The sequence below is a fragment of the Cellulosimicrobium sp. 22598 genome, assembly GCF_052044445.1.
Lineage (GTDB): Bacteria > Actinomycetota > Actinomycetes > Actinomycetales > Cellulomonadaceae > Cellulosimicrobium > Cellulosimicrobium cellulans_G.
In genome coordinates, this window is sequence record NZ_JBQEMZ010000006.1 from 52,837 (window position 1) to 68,674 (window position 15,838).

The 15,838-nt window shown below is 75.0% G+C and carries 14 protein-coding genes; all 14 read right to left on the bottom strand.

The features are described 5' to 3' along the window. Positions 1-27: 27 nt before the first annotated feature. The 14 genes from ACTJIY_RS08140 to ACTJIY_RS08205 all read right to left on the bottom strand — a co-directional run bounded on the left by ACTJIY_RS08140 (position 28) and on the right by ACTJIY_RS08205 (position 15,718). The gene (locus ACTJIY_RS08140; protein WP_253051375.1) at positions 28-489 is read right to left on the bottom strand and encodes a TraR/DksA family transcriptional regulator; all 462 of its coding nucleotides are present in this window, start codon (positions 487-489) and stop codon (positions 28-30) included. 134 nt (positions 490-623) lie between these two features. Beyond that, entirely contained in the window at positions 624-1,292 is a 669-nt protein-coding gene (locus ACTJIY_RS08145) for a DivIVA domain-containing protein (protein ID WP_253051374.1), read from the bottom strand. A 226-nt stretch (positions 1,293-1,518) separates the two neighbouring features. Continuing rightward, on the bottom strand, positions 1,519-1,809 hold the full coding sequence (locus ACTJIY_RS08150) for a YggT family protein (RefSeq protein ID WP_353709461.1): 291 nt from the start codon (positions 1,807-1,809) through the stop codon (positions 1,519-1,521). Positions 1,810-1,966: 157 nt separating this feature from the next. Next, complete coding sequence (locus ACTJIY_RS08155; RefSeq protein WP_047234000.1) at positions 1,967-2,452, bottom strand: cell division protein SepF; 486 nt, start codon at positions 2,450-2,452, stop codon at positions 1,967-1,969. A gap of 140 nt (positions 2,453-2,592) precedes the next feature. After that, positions 2,593-3,405, bottom strand: coding sequence for a peptidoglycan editing factor PgeF (gene pgeF, locus ACTJIY_RS08160; RefSeq protein ID WP_353709462.1), 813 nt, complete (start codon positions 3,403-3,405; stop codon positions 2,593-2,595). Positions 3,406-3,432: 27 nt separating this feature from the next. Further along, positions 3,433-4,776: a cell division protein FtsZ gene (gene ftsZ / locus ACTJIY_RS08165; RefSeq protein WP_253051371.1), complete on the bottom strand. Its 1,344-nt coding sequence runs from the start codon at positions 4,774-4,776 to the stop codon at positions 3,433-3,435. 161 nt (positions 4,777-4,937) lie between these two features. Then, positions 4,938-5,663, bottom strand: a complete 726-nt coding sequence (locus ACTJIY_RS08170; protein WP_440674204.1) for a cell division protein FtsQ/DivIB — start codon at positions 5,661-5,663, stop codon at positions 4,938-4,940. Between the two features lie 326 nt (positions 5,664-5,989). Then, entirely contained in the window at positions 5,990-7,468 is a 1,479-nt protein-coding gene (gene murC / locus ACTJIY_RS08175) for a UDP-N-acetylmuramate--L-alanine ligase (RefSeq protein ID WP_308202279.1), read from the bottom strand. Beyond that, positions 7,465-8,616, bottom strand: a complete 1,152-nt coding sequence (murG, locus tag ACTJIY_RS08180; RefSeq protein WP_440674203.1) for an undecaprenyldiphospho-muramoylpentapeptide beta-N-acetylglucosaminyltransferase — start codon at positions 8,614-8,616, stop codon at positions 7,465-7,467. The genes murC and murG overlap by 4 nt, the downstream gene beginning before the upstream one ends. 100 nt (positions 8,617-8,716) lie before the next feature. Then, positions 8,717-9,898: a putative lipid II flippase FtsW gene (ftsW, locus tag ACTJIY_RS08185; RefSeq protein WP_440674202.1), complete on the bottom strand. Its 1,182-nt coding sequence runs from the start codon at positions 9,896-9,898 to the stop codon at positions 8,717-8,719. Positions 9,899-10,084: 186 nt separating this feature from the next. Next, positions 10,085-11,533, bottom strand: coding sequence for a UDP-N-acetylmuramoyl-L-alanine--D-glutamate ligase (gene murD / locus ACTJIY_RS08190; protein WP_440674201.1), 1,449 nt, complete (start codon positions 11,531-11,533; stop codon positions 10,085-10,087). Beyond that, positions 11,533-12,615, bottom strand: coding sequence for a phospho-N-acetylmuramoyl-pentapeptide-transferase (gene mraY, locus ACTJIY_RS08195; protein WP_253051366.1), 1,083 nt, complete (start codon positions 12,613-12,615; stop codon positions 11,533-11,535). The genes murD and mraY overlap by 1 nt, the downstream gene beginning before the upstream one ends. Next, a complete protein-coding gene (locus ACTJIY_RS08200; protein ID WP_440674200.1) occupies positions 12,612-14,054 on the bottom strand; it encodes a UDP-N-acetylmuramoyl-tripeptide--D-alanyl-D-alanine ligase in 1,443 nt (480 codons plus the stop codon). Before ACTJIY_RS08200 ends, mraY begins: the two co-directional genes overlap by 4 nt. Further along, a complete protein-coding gene (locus ACTJIY_RS08205; protein WP_440674199.1) occupies positions 14,051-15,718 on the bottom strand; it encodes a UDP-N-acetylmuramoyl-L-alanyl-D-glutamate--2,6-diaminopimelate ligase in 1,668 nt (555 codons plus the stop codon). Before ACTJIY_RS08205 ends, ACTJIY_RS08200 begins: the two co-directional genes overlap by 4 nt. Between the last annotated feature and the right edge of the window lie 120 nt (positions 15,719-15,838).

The following is a 15,838-nucleotide window of genomic DNA, read 5'->3' on the forward strand; positions in this document are numbered from 1 at the left end:
CCGCCCGACCGTCCGTGCGAGCGACGCTCAGCGCCGCTCGGCGCGCTGCTTCGCCTCGACCGAGAGGTTCGCCCGCGGGAACGCCTGGAGACGTGCCTTCCCGATCGGCAGCCCGGTCTCCTCGCAGGTCGCGTACGTGCCCGCCGCGATGCGGTCGAGCGCGTGCGACGTCTGCGCGAGGAGGTCGCGCACGTTGTTGACGAGGGTCAGCTCCTGCTCCCGCTCCAGCGCGCTCGAGCCGGAGTCCGCCTGGTCGTCGCCCGCCCCGTCCCCGGAGTGGCGCAGGAGGTTCGAGAGCTCCTCGTCGGCGGAGGCGAGCTCCCCCTCCAGGCGCTCCTTCTCCGCGAGGAGCTCGGCGGCGAGCTCCTCGGCCTCCCGCAGGGTCCAGGGCTCCTCCCCGTCGCGCACGGGGAAGGACTTGACGTCCTTCGCGAGGTTCGGGAATCGGTCGCGCACGGCCGTGCGGGCCGCGGTGGTGAGCTTGGTCATGTCGCCCCTCCAAGTTCGAGTCACGCGAGAGTAGACGCAGCGGCCGGTACGCACAACACACCACGCCGGGCCGCCGAGGCGGAAAGACGCAGGTGCGAGGCGTACCGGCCGCTGCCGGACGGTCGACGCAGGTGCTAGATGCCGGGAGCGAGGTCGCTCGTCCGGCTCGCCCCGCCGACGTTGCTGCGCGGCGGGAGGGCGCTGCCCCGGTTGTCGAGGTCGCCCAGCAGGTTCTGCAGGTAGCTCTTGAGGCGCGTGCGGTAGTCGCGCTCGAAGATGCGCAGCTCGTCGATCTTGCGCTCGAGGAGCGAGCGCTCCTGCTCGAGCTGCGACAGCGTGCGGTGCGAGGTCTCCTCGGCCTCGCGCACGATGCGCGTGCCCTCCTCCTTCGCCTCCGCGATGAGCCGGTCGCCCTCCTCCTGGCCCGAGCGCACGTAGTCGTCGTGCAGCTTCTGGGCGAGCTGGAGCATGCCGGTCGCCGACTCGGGCTCCGCGCCGTTCTTCGCGACCACGGCCTGCGAGATCGGCGCGACCGGGGCGGGCTCCGGCTCGGGCGCCTTGGGCGCCTCGACGACGGCGGGCTGCACCACGGCGCTGGACGCGTCGGCCCGGCTGAGCTCGGCGATACGACGCTCCGCGGCAGCGAGCTTCGACTTGAGGTCCTCGTTCTCCTCCTGCACGGAGTTGAGAGTCCTCACCACCTCGTCCAAGAAGTCGTCGACCTCTTCGACGTCGTACCCCTCGCGGAACTTCGTCGCCGAGAACTTCTTGTTCAGGATGTCCTCTGCAGTGAGCAGTGCCATCGGTTCACCTCATAGCGTTTGCGTGTCGGTCCGGGCGACCTCGCGATCACCAGAGTCCAAAGTAGCGGAGATTGCCCGTGGGAGCCGGGAGCGGTCGTGCGTTCGCGCGCCGCGCGCCCGTGTGGATGACGTGACGGTGTGGCGTCGGGCCGGTCGCGGTCGGGGCGAACCGGACGTAGCACGCCTCGGTGGTCCGCCCGCAGCGGACCTCCGCGTGACGTGCGTCTCAGAGCGACGACACGATCTGCGCCGCGATCGTCACCGCGAAGAAGAGGATGATGAACGCCAGGTCGAGGCGCACCTGCCCCAACGAGAGCGGCGGGACGAGACGGCGCAGCGCGCGCAGCGGCGGGTCCGTCGCCGAGTAGATCACCTCGGCGAGCACGAGCATCACGCCTCGCGGTCGCCAGTCGCGCGCGAAGAACTGCACCCAGTCGAACACGAGCCGACCGATGAGCAGCAGCAGGTAGAGCCAGAGCAGGAATCCGACGATCCCTGTGATGAGGTCCCAGATCACGGGTCAACTGTGCCAGACGCACGTCGCGCGGCCGGGCACGGGACACGCGGGCCGCGAGGCGGACAGCAGGAGAGGGACGGACGTGTCGCCACGTCCGTCCCTCCGTGCGCCGTGCGCGGGGCGCGTGCTCGGCGGGCGCTGCGCGCCCCGCACGCCGTCAGCTCTGGTTGTAGAACCCGGCGCGCCCGGGGGCCGGCGCCGCGGCCTGCTCCTCGCCGGTGATCTCCACGTGCTCGGGCGAGAGCAGGAACACCTTGTTCGTGACACGCTCGATGGCGCCGTGGAGCCCGAAGATGAGTCCGGCGGAGAAGTCGACCAGGCGCTTCGCGTCCGCGTCATCCATGTCCGACAGGTTCATGATCACGGGCGTCCCTCCGCGGAACGCCTCCCCGATCACGCGCGCGTCGTTGTACGACCGCGGGTGGACCGTCGTGATCCGGCGCAGCTCGGCGGCCGACATGCTCGTCTGCGGCACCTCGCGCGGTCCGAGCGCGCGGTGCAGCGGCGTCACCTGGGCCTGGTAGTCGTGCGACACGTCCGCCCCCGTCTCGTCGAGCTCGTCGACGTACTCGTCCTGCTCGTCCTCGCCGCGATCATCAGCGAGGCCCAGATACAGCATGGTCTTGCGCAGCGCTCCCGCCATGGGCCTTGCTCCGTCCTCGATCGATCCGTCGGTCCACCGGCCGTCGGACCGGTGCGTTCACGCTAACCGAGGGCGTCGGACGATCACGGGACGACACGCCCGTCGGCCTCAACCTCACCCGGAGGTCGAGGCCGGGGGTGTCACGCGCCGGAGAGCGTGACCAGTCCGGCGAAGCGACCCGTCGTCGTCCCGCCGCGCGCCGCGCGCCGGTGCGAGAAGAACCGGTCGTCCTCGATCGTGCACGCGTCGACGTGCACGACGTCCTCGACCCCGGCGGCGACGAGGTCGGCCACCACGCCGGCCGGCAGGTCGAGCGCCGGGGTGCCCCACGACGTCGTGGACCGCGTGGCCGGCCGCGCGAGCGCGACGTCGTCGCGCATCGTCGCGGGGACCTCGTAGCACCGGCCGCACGCGCTCGGCCCGACGGCGGCCCGGACGTTCCGGGTCCGGGCGCCCGCCGCGCGCATCGCCTCGAGGACCGCCGGGACGACGCCGTGCGCGAGCCCGCGCCGTCCCGCGTGGGCGACCCCGACGACACCCGCGTCGGCGTCCGCGAGGAGGACGGGCACGCAGTCGGCCACGAGCACGCCGAGCCCCACGCCCGGGGCGGTCGCGACGATCGCGTCGGCCTCGCCCACCGAGTCCACGGGCGCACCGGCCGCGTCCCGGGGCGGCGAGCCGAGCCGCACGACGTCCGTGCCGTGCACCTGGGAGGAGAAGGCGACCGGAGCCCCGAGCCACGCGGACGCGCGCGCACGGTTGCTCCGGACGCGCGTCGCGTCGTCGGTCACGTTGAGGCCGAGGTTGAGCGAGTCCCAGGGCGCCGGCGAGACGCCGCCCGTGCGGGTCGTGAACCCGGCGCGCACGCCGGGACCGAGGTCGACAGCGAGCACGACGGGAGGGGCGGCGTCGAGGACGCCGCCCCTCCCGTCGGACGCAGGTCGGGTGCTCATCGGGTCCGGTCCCGGGTCAGCACCGGGTCACTTGAGGAAGTCGGGGACGTCGAGCTCCTCGACCTTGCGGCGCGCGGGCTCCTCGTCGAAGATCCGCGGCGGCACCTCGACGCCCGCGTTCTGGCCGCCCGGCACGGCGTCGGCGTTCTGGTTCGCCGCGTCGCCCGAGCCGACCACGGTGAACGTCGGGGCGGGCGACGGCTCGACGGGGACCGGGCCCGAGCCGCCGTCGAGCGTGACGGGCACGTCGTCGGCCTCCGGCTGGATCGGCACCACCGGACGGGGCAGCGTGTGGGCGCCCGTCGTCGGCGCCGGCGCCGGCGGCACCGGGCGCGCCGCCGGGACGGCCGGGATCGCGCTCGTCGCCGGGCGCTGCGCCCCGGCCACCTGGCCGAGCGCGCGGGCGTCGCCACGGACCTGCGGCGCACCGCCGTCGAAGCCCGCGGCGATCACGGTGACGCGCACCTCGTCGCCCAGCGCGTCGTCGATCACCGCGCCGAAGATGATGTTGGCCTCGGTGTGAGCGGCCTCGTGGACGAGACGCGCCGCCTCGTTGATCTCGAAGAGCCCGAGGTCGGAGCCACCCTGGATCGACAGGAGGACGCCGTGCGCGCCGTCGATGCTGGCCTCCAGGAGCGGCGACGAGATCGCCATCTCGGCGGCCTGGACGGCGCGGTCGTCGCCTCGCGCGTTGCCGATGCCCATGAGGGCGCTGCCCGCCCCCTGCATGACCGACTTCACGTCGGCGAAGTCGAGGTTGATGAGGCCCGGCGTCGTGATGAGGTCCGTGATGCCCTGCACGCCGGAGAGCAGCACCTGGTCCGCCTGGTGGAAGGCCTGGAGCGCGCTGACGTTGCGGTCGGACATCGACAGGAGGCGGTCGTTGGGGATGACGATGAGGGTGTCGACCTCGTTGCGCAGGTTCTCGATGCCCTGGTCGGCCTGGACCGAGCGACGACGACCCTCGAACGTGAACGGGCGGGTCACGACACCGACGGTGAGCGCGCCGAGCGAGCGAGCGATCCGCGCGACGACGGGCGCGCCGCCCGTGCCGGTGCCGCCGCCCTCGCCCGCGGTGACGAAGACCATGTCCGCGCCGCGCAGCACGTCCTCGATCTCCTCGGCGTGGTCCTCGGCGGCCTTCTTGCCCACCTCGGGGTCCGCGCCGGCACCGAGCCCGCGCGTCAGCTCGCGGCCGACGTCGAGCTTGACGTCGGCGTCCGACATGAGGAGCGCCTGCGCGTCCGTGTTGATGGCGATGAACTCGACGCCCTTGAGGCCGACCTCGATCATCCGGTTGACGGCGTTCACGCCCCCACCGCCGATGCCGACCACCTTGATCACTGCTAGGTAGTTCTGCGGAGTTGCCACGTCAATGCCTCTCGATCGGTCAGCCCTGAACCTTCACCCTCAACTAGAGGGTTATAGTTATGTCAGGTCGTTCATGGGTCGACCGTAGGTGTCGACGTGCCCATCATCAACGACCGCCTCGCGCGTGTCGGGTATCGCCGTCCACGGCGCTCCCGTGCTGCTCACCGCGTCACCGGCATCGTGGGTGCCGAGACGTCGTAGAGCGTCACGCCCGCGTTCTCGGGGACCGCGCGCAGCGTCTGCAGGACGCGGACCTTGAGCGCCGCCTCCTCCGCGCTCCCCCACTCCACCACCACGCCGTCCCGCAGCGTCATCCGGACCGCGTCGCGCGTCGGGGCCGACACCTCGGCGACCTGCGCGTGGAGGTCGGCCGGCAGCGCGTTGAGGAGCACGAGCGCCGCGTCGAGCGCCTTGGCGCCACGGTCGTCGAGCGGGGCGTCGATCTCCGGCAGCCCCTCCGGGGCGGCGGGGTCGGTGCGCACCTGCACGCCGTCCGCGTCGAGCAGCGCGAACCCGCCGTCCACCGGGACCGCGACCACCGGCTCGCGCGACTCGAGCAGCACGGTCAGCCCGGCCGGCCAGGCGCGGCGGATCTCGACGTCGCGGACGCCGTTGAGGGCCAGGACCCGCTCGCGCAGCGCGACCGTGTCGAGCCGCGGCAGCGGCACCCCGGCGGACTCCGCGACCACGGCCTCGACCTGGGCCGGGTCGATCACCGTGCCCTCTCCCGAGATCGTCACGTCCTCCGGGTCCAGCCCGAGCACCGACGAGAAGAACGCGACCCACACGAGCGCGGCCACCACGAGCGCACCCGAGACCCACCCGAGCACGCGCGTGCGCACGCGGTGCCGGCGCATCGCGTCGCGCTCGGCCAGCCGCTCGGCCATCCCGTGCGACACCACGCCGACCGGGGCGGTCGGCGTCCCGCGCGGGGCGGTCGGCGTCCTCGCGGAACCCCGCGGCCGCCCTCGGACGCTCTGCGGACCCGTCGCGGGCCCGCTCGCCCGGGGGCGCTCGGTGGTCGACGGCACGAGCTCGCGCCCGGCGGAGGTCACGCGGCGGACGGGCCGTGTGGGCGTCTCCTCGGCCGGCGCCCGGGTGACCGGCTTCGGCGTCCCCGACCGTGCCGGGGACGCGGGCCGCGCCGCGCGCTCCCCCGCCCCCGACCGGTCCGGTCGGGGTGCGGCGGGTCGGGGCCGGGGCGGCGGGCGCATCAGGCCGCGCCCCCTCCGGGAGCCCCGGCGCCGGCGGTCCGCTCGGCGATCCGCGCGAGGACCACCGCGCCCAGCTCCGTCACGTCGCCGGCGCCGACCGTGAGGACGAGGTCCCCCGGCCGCGCGGCGTCGGCGACGCGGCGCGCGGCCTCGACCCGGTCCTCCACGGCCGCCACCACCACGCCGGGAGCGTCCATCAGGTCCGTGATCGTGCGCGGTCCCACGGTCGGGTCGGGGTCCTCGCGCGCGGCGTAGATCCCCGTGACCACGACCTCGTCCGCGGCCGCCAGCGCCCGCGCGAACTCGCGCGCGAACGTCGCCGTGCGCGAGTAGAGGTGCGGCTGGAAGAGCACGAGCACCCGGCCTCCCGCGGCGACGGGCCGCGCGGCAGCCAGCAGCGCCGCGACCTCCGTCGGGTGGTGCGCGTAGTCGTCGACGACCCGCACCCCGCCCGCCTCGCCGCGCGCCTCGAACCGGCGTCCCGTGCCGAGGAAGCCGTGCGCCGCGGCGACGGCCGCCGCCGGGTCCACGCCGAGCACGACCGCCGTCACGACGGCCGCCGTGGCGTTCAGCGCGTTGTGGTGGCCGGGCACGCGCAGCCGCAGCTCGAGCCCGTCGAGCGTGGCGCCCCCGACGGCCCCCGCGAGCGCCGCGCGCACGCCCGCGCGTCCGTCGTCGGTGGTCGGGCGCACGTCCGACGCGCGCACGTCGGCGTCGGCGGCGGTGCCGTAGGTGACGACCGCGCCCCCGCCCGCGGCGTGGGCGGCCGCGAGCGCGCGCGCCCCGGCGTCGTCGGCGCACGCGACCAGCGTCCCGCCCGGGACGATCCGCGCCGCGAAGTCGACGAACGCCTGCTCGAACGCCGCGCGCGACCCGTAGTGGTCGAGGTGGTCCGGCTCCACGTTCGTCACGACCGCGACGTCGGGCGCGTAGTTGAGGAACGAGCCGTCGGACTCGTCGGCCTCGGCCACGAGGACGTCGGACCCGAGGTGCCCCCCGGCGACGGGCCCGTCCGCCGTGAGCACCGTGCCGCCGATCGCGAAGGACGGGTCGAGACCCGCGCCGCGCAGGACCGTCGCGATCATCGCGGACGTCGTCGTCTTGCCGTGCGCGCCGGCGACCGCGACCGAGCGCCCGTGGGCCATGAGCGACGCGAGCGCCTGCGAGCGGTGCAGCACGCGCAGTCCCGCGGCGCGCGCGGCCACGAGCTCCGGGTTCGACGCGCGGACCGCGCTCGACACCACGACCGTGTCCGCGCCCGTGACGTGGGCGGCGTCGTGCCCCGCCCAGACCTGCACGCCGTCGGACCGCAGGGCCTCGAGCGTCTCGCTCTCGCGCGCGTCCGAGCCCTGCACGCGGACGCCGTGCGCCGCGAGCAGTCGCGCGACCACCGACATGCCTGCGCCGCCGACCCCGACGAGGTGGACGGTGCCCAGCTCGTCGAGCGGGACCGGGGCGGAGTCGCCGTGCGTCGTCACGAGCGCGTCCCGGTCTCGTCGGCGGCGACCGCCTCGGCGACGAGGTCGGCGACGCGCGCCGCGCCGTCGCGCACGCCCGCCCGCGCCGCCGCGCCCGCCATCGCGTCGAGGCGCCCCGGGTCGCCGAGCAGCGCCGGGACCTCGCGCGCGACCCAGGCCGCGTCGAGCTGTGCGTCGTCGACGAGCAGGCCGCCGCCCGCAGCGACGACCGGGCCGGCGTTGAGCCGCTGCTCGCCGTTGCCGATCGGCAGAGGGACGTACACGGCCGGGATGCCCAGCGCCGCGAGCTCGCCCACGGTCCCGGCGCCCGCACGGCACACGACCAGGTCCGCGACGGCGAGCGCGAGCTGCATCTCGGCGAGGTACTCGCGCACGTCGTACCGCGCGCCCGGACGCGCGGCGACCGCGGCCGCCGCCGCGTCGCGGACGGCCGCGTCCTTCCCCTTGCCCGTCAGGTGGAGGACCTGCGCGCCCGCGCCGAGGAGCGCGTCGGCCGCCCCCGAGACCGCCTCGTTGAGGCTCTGCGCCCCGAGCGACCCGCCCGTGACGACGAGCGTGCGCCGACCCGGGTCGAGCCCGAGCCGCGCCGCGGCGTCCGCGCGCACGGCCACCGCGTCGGCCGCGCGGGCGGCCACGAGGTCCTGGATCTCGCGGCGCAGCGGCAGGCCCGTCACCACGCCGCCCTTGAGCGGCGTGCCCTCGAACGTCACCCCGACGCGCGCGGCCCACCGGGCACCGAGCCGGTTGGCGAGGCCGGGACGGGCGTTCTGCTCGTGGATCACGACCGGCACGTCGCGGCGGCGCGCCGCGAGGTACGCGGGCGTCGACACGTAGCCGCCGAATCCCACCACGACGCGTGCGCCCGTCTCGTCGATGACGGCGCCCGCGGCGTCGACCGCGGACTTGAGGCGGCCCGGGAGGTTGACCCACTCGGCGCTCGGCCGCCGCGGGAGAGGGACGCGCGGCACGTGCCGCAGGGGGTAGCCGCGCGCGGGGACGAGGTCGTCCTCCAGCCCGCCCGCGACCCCGAGCGCGGTCACCACCACACCGGGCTCACGCGCCCGCAGCTCGTCCGCCACCGCCAGGAGCGGGTTCACGTGCCCCGCCGTCCCGCCGCCTGCGAGCACCACCGAACCGATCGTCGTCACGTACCTCGTCGTCCTTCCTTGCGGCGGGTGCCGCGTCCTGGCTGTGGTCTGAAGCTGTGGGCCGCCGGAGCCGGGCGTCGCCCGGTCCCGGGGACGGGGGTCATCGCGCCCGGCGCCGGGGCCGCGCCGCCCGGCCGACGACCGCGAGCGAGCGCCGCACGACGCTCCCCCGCGCCGCCAGCGCCTCCGCCGCGCCGGGCTCGGTGCGGGCGAAGGAGATGAGCACACCGAGCGCGGCCATGGTCATGATGAGCGCGGAGCCGCCCGCGGAGACGAGCGGCAGCGGGACGCCGATCACGGGGAGCAGACCGATCACGACGCCGATGTTGATGAACGCCTGCCCGACGATCCAGCACGCGATCGCGGCGGTCGTGATCTTCACGAACGGGTCCGGGTGCCGCCGGATGATCCGGCTCGTCGCGACGCCGACGATCACGAACAGGCCGAGGACGAGCAGCGTGCCGAAGAGCCCCAGCTCCTCGCCGATCACGGCGAAGATGAAGTCGTTGTGCGCCTCGGGCAGGTAACTCCACTTCTCGCGGCTCGCCCCGAGGCCGACGCCCGTGAGGCCGCCGGTGCCCAGCGCCCACTGCCCGTGCAGGGACTGGTAGCACTCGCCGAGCGTGTCCGTGCACTCACGGTAGGTGGCCATGATGCGCCCCAGCCGGTCGCCGCCCGACTGGTTGAGGATGAACACGTAGCCCACGACGAACGCGGCGATGCCGGCACCGAGCGCGAGCAGCCGGCCGTCGGCGCCCGAGACGAAGAACGCGCCGGCGACGAGCGCCATGAGCACGAGGGCCGTGCCCAGGTCGTGTCCCGCCAGGACGAGCCCGATCACCACCACGGCGACCGGCACCGCGGGGACGAGCACGTGGCGCCACTGTCCGAGCAGCCGCTGCTTGCGCCCGAGCACCGCGCCGAGCCACAGCGCGAGGGCGAGCTTGGCGACCTCCGACGGCTGCACGTCGAAGGCGCCCAGGTCGATCCAGTTCGTGTTGCCGTTCACGTTCTTCGCGAGCGGCGTGAAGATAAGGAGCTGCAGCGCCACGGCGGCGACCAGCGCGGGCCAGGCGAGGCGCCTGTACCACGCGACCGGAATCCGTGTCGCGACCAGGAGTACCGGCAGCCCGATGAGAACGAACTGGGCCTGCTTGGCGAACGCGTTGAACGGGGACTTGCCCGCGGCGATCTCCGTGACGGCCGAGCTCGAGAACACCATGACGAGCCCGATGATCGTCAGCAGCGCGGTCGCCCCGACGAGGAGGTAGTAGCTCGTCACGGTGCTGTTCCACTGCCCGAGCCAGGGCCGCTCGGCCGGGACGGCGGTCGTGCGAGGGCGCGCCCCGCGGCCGACCGGCGGCTTCGCCCGGCCCCGTGCCGACTTCCGACCCGCGCCCGTGCGAGGGGTCGTGCGCGTCGACGGCGCCCCTCGTCCGTTCGCGGTCTGTGTCATGGCCGGACCGGCCTACCCGTGGTCGGGGCGCAGCGCGCGCGCCGCGTCGGCGAACGCGTCGCCGCGCGCCGCGTACGAGCGGAACTGGTCCATCGACGCGCCGGCCGGGGCGAGCAGCACCGTGTCGCCGGCCTGCGCGAGGCGGCGGGCGGAGTCGACGGCGCGGGGCATCACGGTCCCAGTGTCGCCAGGATCGACCCGCACGACCGGGATATCGGGCGCGTGTCGGGCGAGCGCGCCCGCGAACGGCTCCGCGTCCACGCCGATGAGCACCACGGCCCGCAGCCGGTCGGCGCGCGCGGCGACGAGCTCGTCGAACGAGGCGCCCTTGGCGAGGCCGCCCGCGACCCACACGACGGTCCCGGGCGCGAACGACGCGAGCGACGCGGAGGCCGCGTGCGCGTTCGTCGCCTTGGAGTCGTCGACGTAGGCGACGCCGTCGACCGACGCGACCTGCTCGATGCGGTGCGCGCCCGTGCGGAACGCACGCAGGCCGTCGCGCACGGCGACGGCCGGGACGCCGTGGGCCCGGGCGAGGGCGGCCGCGGCGAGCGCGTTCGCGACGACGTGCGCGGGCACGACGCCGTCGGCCCCGGCCAGGTGCGCGAGGTCGCCCAGCGTGGCGAGCTCGGCCGCGTGCGTGTGCCGGTCGGGAGCGTCCGCGGGCGCGTGGAACGCGCGGTCCACGAGCACGTCCTCGATGACGCCGAGCTGGCCGCGCGTCGGGGCGCCGAGCGTGAAGCCGACGGCGCGCGCGCCCTCGACCACGTCGGCCTCGCGCACCAGCGCCTCGGTGCGCGGGTCCGCGGCGTTGTACACGCACGCCACCTGCGCGTCCTCGAAGACCCGGCCCTTGTCCGCCGCGTACGCGTCGATCCCGCCGTGCCAGTCGAGGTGGTCCGGGGCGACGTTGAGCACCGCGCCCGCCTCGGGCGACGTCGTGTGCGTGAAGTGGAGCTGGAAGCTCGAGAGCTCCACGGCGAGCACGTCGAGCGTCGGGTCCAGCACGGCCTCCACGACCGGCGTGCCGACGTTGCCCACCGCCGCGGCGCGCAGGCCCGCGGTCCGCAGGATCGTCTCGAGCATCTCGACGGTCGTCGTCTTGCCGTTCGTCCCGGTCACGGCGAGCCAGGGCGCGGGACGCCCGGACGGGCCGTCGACGCGCAGGCGCCAGGCGAGCTCGACCTCGCTCCACACCGGGACGCCCCGCTCGGCCGCCGCCACGAGGAACGGGTGGCTCGGCGGCCACCCGGGCGAGACGACGACGAGGTCGGTCGCCGCGAGGTCGACGTCCTCCGCGGCGTGCAGGTCGGCGTCCTCCGCGCGGTCGTCGAGCGTGACGACGGCGGCGGCCCGGGTCGCGAGGGCGGCGGCGGCCGCCCGGCCCGAGACGCCGAGGCCGGCGACGACCACGCGCGCCACGTCGAGCGGGACCGCGAGGTCGTGACGGTCGCGTGCCACTAGCCGACCACCCACTCGGCGTAGAAGATGCCGATGCCCAGCGCGGCGAACAGCCCGGCGATGAGCCAGAAGCGGATCACGATGGTGACCTCGCCCCAGCCCGACAGCTCGAAGTGGTGGTGCAGCGGAGCCATCTTGAACACGCGCCGACCGGTCATCTTGAAGAAGCCGATCTGGATGACGTCGGAGAGCACGATGATGACGAAGAGGCCGCCGATGATGAGCGCGAGGAACTCGGTCCGCGTGAGGATCGACAGGCCGGCGAGCGCGCCGCCGAGGGCGAGCGACCCGGTGTCGCCCATGAAGATCTTCGCCGGGCTCGCGTTCCACCACAGGAAGCCGAAGCACGCGCCGACGATCGCCGCGGCCACGATCGCGAGGTCCTGCGGGTCTCGCGTCTCGTAGCAGCTCGGACCGGCCGAGGCGAGGCGCTGGCACGTCTGGTTGAGCTGCCAGATCCCCACGAGCACGTACGAGCCGAACACGATGAGGGACACGCCCGTCGCGAGGCCGTCGAGGCCGTCCGTGAGGTTCACCGCGTTCGACCACGCCGTGATGAGGAAGTTCGCCCAGATCACGAACAGGATCAGCCCGACCGTGGCGCCCGCGAACGCGAGGTCGAGGTTCGTGTCGCGCAGGAAGGAGATGCGCGTGGACGCCGGCGTGCGGCCGTGCTCGTTCGGGAACTGCAGCGCGAGCACCGCGAACGCGATGCCGACCGCGCCCTGGCCGATGATCTTCGCGCGGGCCGTGAGCCCGAGGCTGCGCTGCTTGCGGATCTTCGTGAAGTCGTCGAGGAAGCCGACGATCCCGAGCCCCGTCATGAGGAACAGGACGAGCAGGGCGGACACGCTCGGGAACCGCCCCGAGACCACGTACGACATCGCCCAGCCGAGCAGCGTCGCCCCGATGATGACGACCCCGCCCATGGTGGGCGTCCCGCGCTTGGTGAAGTGCGCCGTCGGGCCGTCCTGGCGGACGAACTGCCCGTAGTTGCGGTGGACGAGGAACCGGATGAACAGCGGCGTGCCGAACAGGGCGACGAGCAGGGAGACGCCCGCCGCGACGATGATCGCGATCATGCGCCGTCACCTCCGGACGTGTCCGCGCCGGCCGCGGCCAGCTCGTCACCGAGCCGCCACAGGCCGGACCCGTTCGAGGCCTTCACGAGCACGACGTCCCCTTCCCGCAGCTCGTCGCGCAGCAGCGCGGACGCCGCCTCGACGTCGGGGACGAACCGCGTCTCGTCGCCCCACGACCCCTCCTGGGTCGCGCCGTCGTGGATCCCGCCGGCGCCCTCGCCGACCACGACGAGCAGCTTGACGTTCAATCGGACCACGAGCCGGCCGATGTCGTCGTGAGCGACGCGCGAGTCCTCGCCGAGCTCGAGCATCTCGCCGAGCACCGCGACGGACCGCCGGTCGCGCCCCGCCATGACCGCCAGCGCCTTGAGCGCGGCCCGCATCGAGTCGGGGTTGGCGTTGTACGAGTCGTCGATCACCGTCACGCCGTCGGGGCGCTCGGTGACCTGCATCCGGTGCGGGCTCAGCGCGCGCGCGTCGGAGAGCCGCGCGGCGACGTCGGGCAGCGCGACGCCGAGGCGCAGCGCCGCCGTCGCGGCCGCGAGGGCGTTCGTCACGTGGTGCTCCCCGACGAGGCCGAGGGTCACGCGCGCGTGCGCCTCCGCGCCCGTCGCCCCGGACGCTCCCGGGCGCACGCGCAGCGTGAACGACGCACGGCCGGTCCGGTCGATCCCGAGGTCCTCGGCGCGCACGTCGGACGCGGGGATCGTCCCGAACGTCACGACCTCGCCCGGCGCGGCGTCGGCCATCGCGGCGACGCGGAGGTCGTCGGCGTTGAGCACCGCGACCCCGCCCGGGGCCAGGCCCGTGACGATCTCCGCCTTCGCGCGCGCCACGGCCTCGATGCCGCCGAACTCCCCGAGGTGGGCGCTGCCCACGACGAGGACCACCGAGACGTCGGGGGGCGCGATGCGGGTCAGGTAGGTGAGGTGGCCGGCGCCGCTCGCCCCCATCTCCAGCACGAGGAAGCGCGTCGAGTCGTCCGCCTCGAGCACGGTGAGCGGGAGACCGATCTCGTTGTTGAACGAGCCGCGCGGCACGACCGTCGCGCCCTCGGGCCGCAGGAGCTGCCCCAGCAGGTCCTTGGTGGTGGTCTTGCCCACGGAGCCGGTCACCGCGACGACCCGCAGGTCGCCACGCTCGCGCAGCGTCGCGAGCACGTGCCGGGCGAGCTCGCCCAGAGCGGTCTGGACGTCGTCGACGACGACGCACGGCACGTCGAGCTCACGGGCCGCGAGGACCAGGGTCGCACCGGCGGCGACCGCCCCGGCCGCGTAGTCGTGGCCGTCGACGTGCTCGCCGGGCAGCGCGACGAAGAGCGATCCCGGCTCGACCCGGCGCGAGTCGACGACGACGGGCCCCCCGACCCGCGCCTCCGGGTCGGCGGCCAGCCGTCCGCCGGTCGCTGCGGCCACCTGCGCCGCAGTGAGCTCGATCATGCGTGGTGCTCCTTCAGGTCGTCGGGGGTTCCGTGGGGTGCGCCGCCCGCGTCCCGCTCCTCGAGCGCGGCGCGCGCCTCGACACGGTCGTCCAGGGCGTGGTCGACGCCGGCGATCTCCTGCCACACCTCGTGGCCGCGGCCCGCGACGAGCACCGTGTCGTCGGGGCCGGCGGCGGCGATCGCCTCGCGGATCGCGCGTGCGCGCGGCGCGACCTCGAGCACCACGACGTCGCGCGCCTCCGGGGCGGCGGCTGCCGCCGCGCGGGCGGCGAGGGCCCCCGGGAGGACCTCGGCCCGGATCGCGGCCGGGTCCTCGCCGTGCGGGTCGTCGTCCGTGACGACGACGACGTCGGCCCCCTCGACCGCGACGCCGCCCATCGTGGGCCGCTTGCCGCGGTCGCGGTCGCCCGTGGCGCCGAACACGACGACCAAGCGACCGGGCGTCGTCGGGCGCAGCGCGTCGAGCGCGAGCGCCAGCGCGTCGGGGTTGTGGGCGAAGTCGACGACGACGCGCGGGCGGTGCGGAGGACGCGAGACGAGCTCCATGCGTCCCGGGACCGCCGGGGTGAGCCCGCCGGCCGCCTCGAGCGCCGCCTCCAGGTCGCGCGGGTCCGTGCCCGCCTCGAGCACGAGCGCGAGGGCGAGCGCCGCGTTGGCGACGTTGAACGCACCGGGCAGGGCGGTCGTCGTGCGCACCCTCCGCCCGTCGCGGTGGCGCAACGTGAACGCGGAGCCCCCCGCCGCCGACGGCTCGACGTCGTGCACGGTCCAGTCGGCGGCAGGCTGCGCGTCCGCGGCGTCCTGCGTGCCCACGCGCAGCGACGCGACCGGGATGCGGGCCGCCGCGACCATGCGCTCGCCCCACGCGTCGTCCACGACGACGACGCCGCGGCGGGCGTGCTCCGGCGTGAACAGGAGCGCCTTCGCCTCGAAGTACTCCTGGAGGTCGCCGTGGAAGTCGAGATGGTCCTGGCTGAGGTTCGTGAAGCCCACGACGTCGAACACGAGGCCGTCGACCCGGTGCAGCGCGAGCGCGTGCGACGAGACCTCCATCGCGAGGGTGCGCACCTCGTCCTCCCGCATCGCCGCGAGCAGCGCCTGCAGGTCGGCGGCCTCCGGGGTCGTGAGGCGGCTCGGCAGGACGCGGTCGCCCGACCGCATCTCGACCGTGCCGATGAGGCCGCCCTTCCAGCCGAGCGCGCGGAGCGCGTGGTCGACCAGGTAGGTGGTGGTGGTCTTGCCGTTCGTGCCGGTCACGCCGAACGTCGTGAGGTCCTGCGCGGGGCTGCTGTAGACCCACGCGGCGACGGGGCCGAGCAGCGCGCGCGGGTCCGCGGCGACGAGCACCGGGACGCCCAGGTCCGCCTCGGCCGCCAGCGCCGCGCCCTGCTCGTCCGTGAGGACGGCGTGCGCCCCGCGCGCGACGGCCGCGGGAGCGAAGCGCGCCCCGTGCGCCCGGGCACCGGGGAGGGCGACGAAGAGGTCGCCCGCGTCCGCCGTGCGGTCGTCGGAGGCGACCCCCCACACCTCGACGGGGCCCGGTGCCGACGGCGCTGCGGGCCCGTCACCTGCGCGGACGTCGAGGCCGAACCGTGCTGCCAGGTCCTCGACCGACCGACGGGTGGTCGCGGCAGGACGAAGGCGGTCGATCGGGGATGTCACGTGTAGAACCTACCGTGCCGCGACCGCCACCCCCGCAAGCCGTCCCGCCCTCGCCGCCGCTCCGGACCATGATTCACCGGACCTCCACGGACGCCGCCCCGGACGGAGCGACGGGCTCGC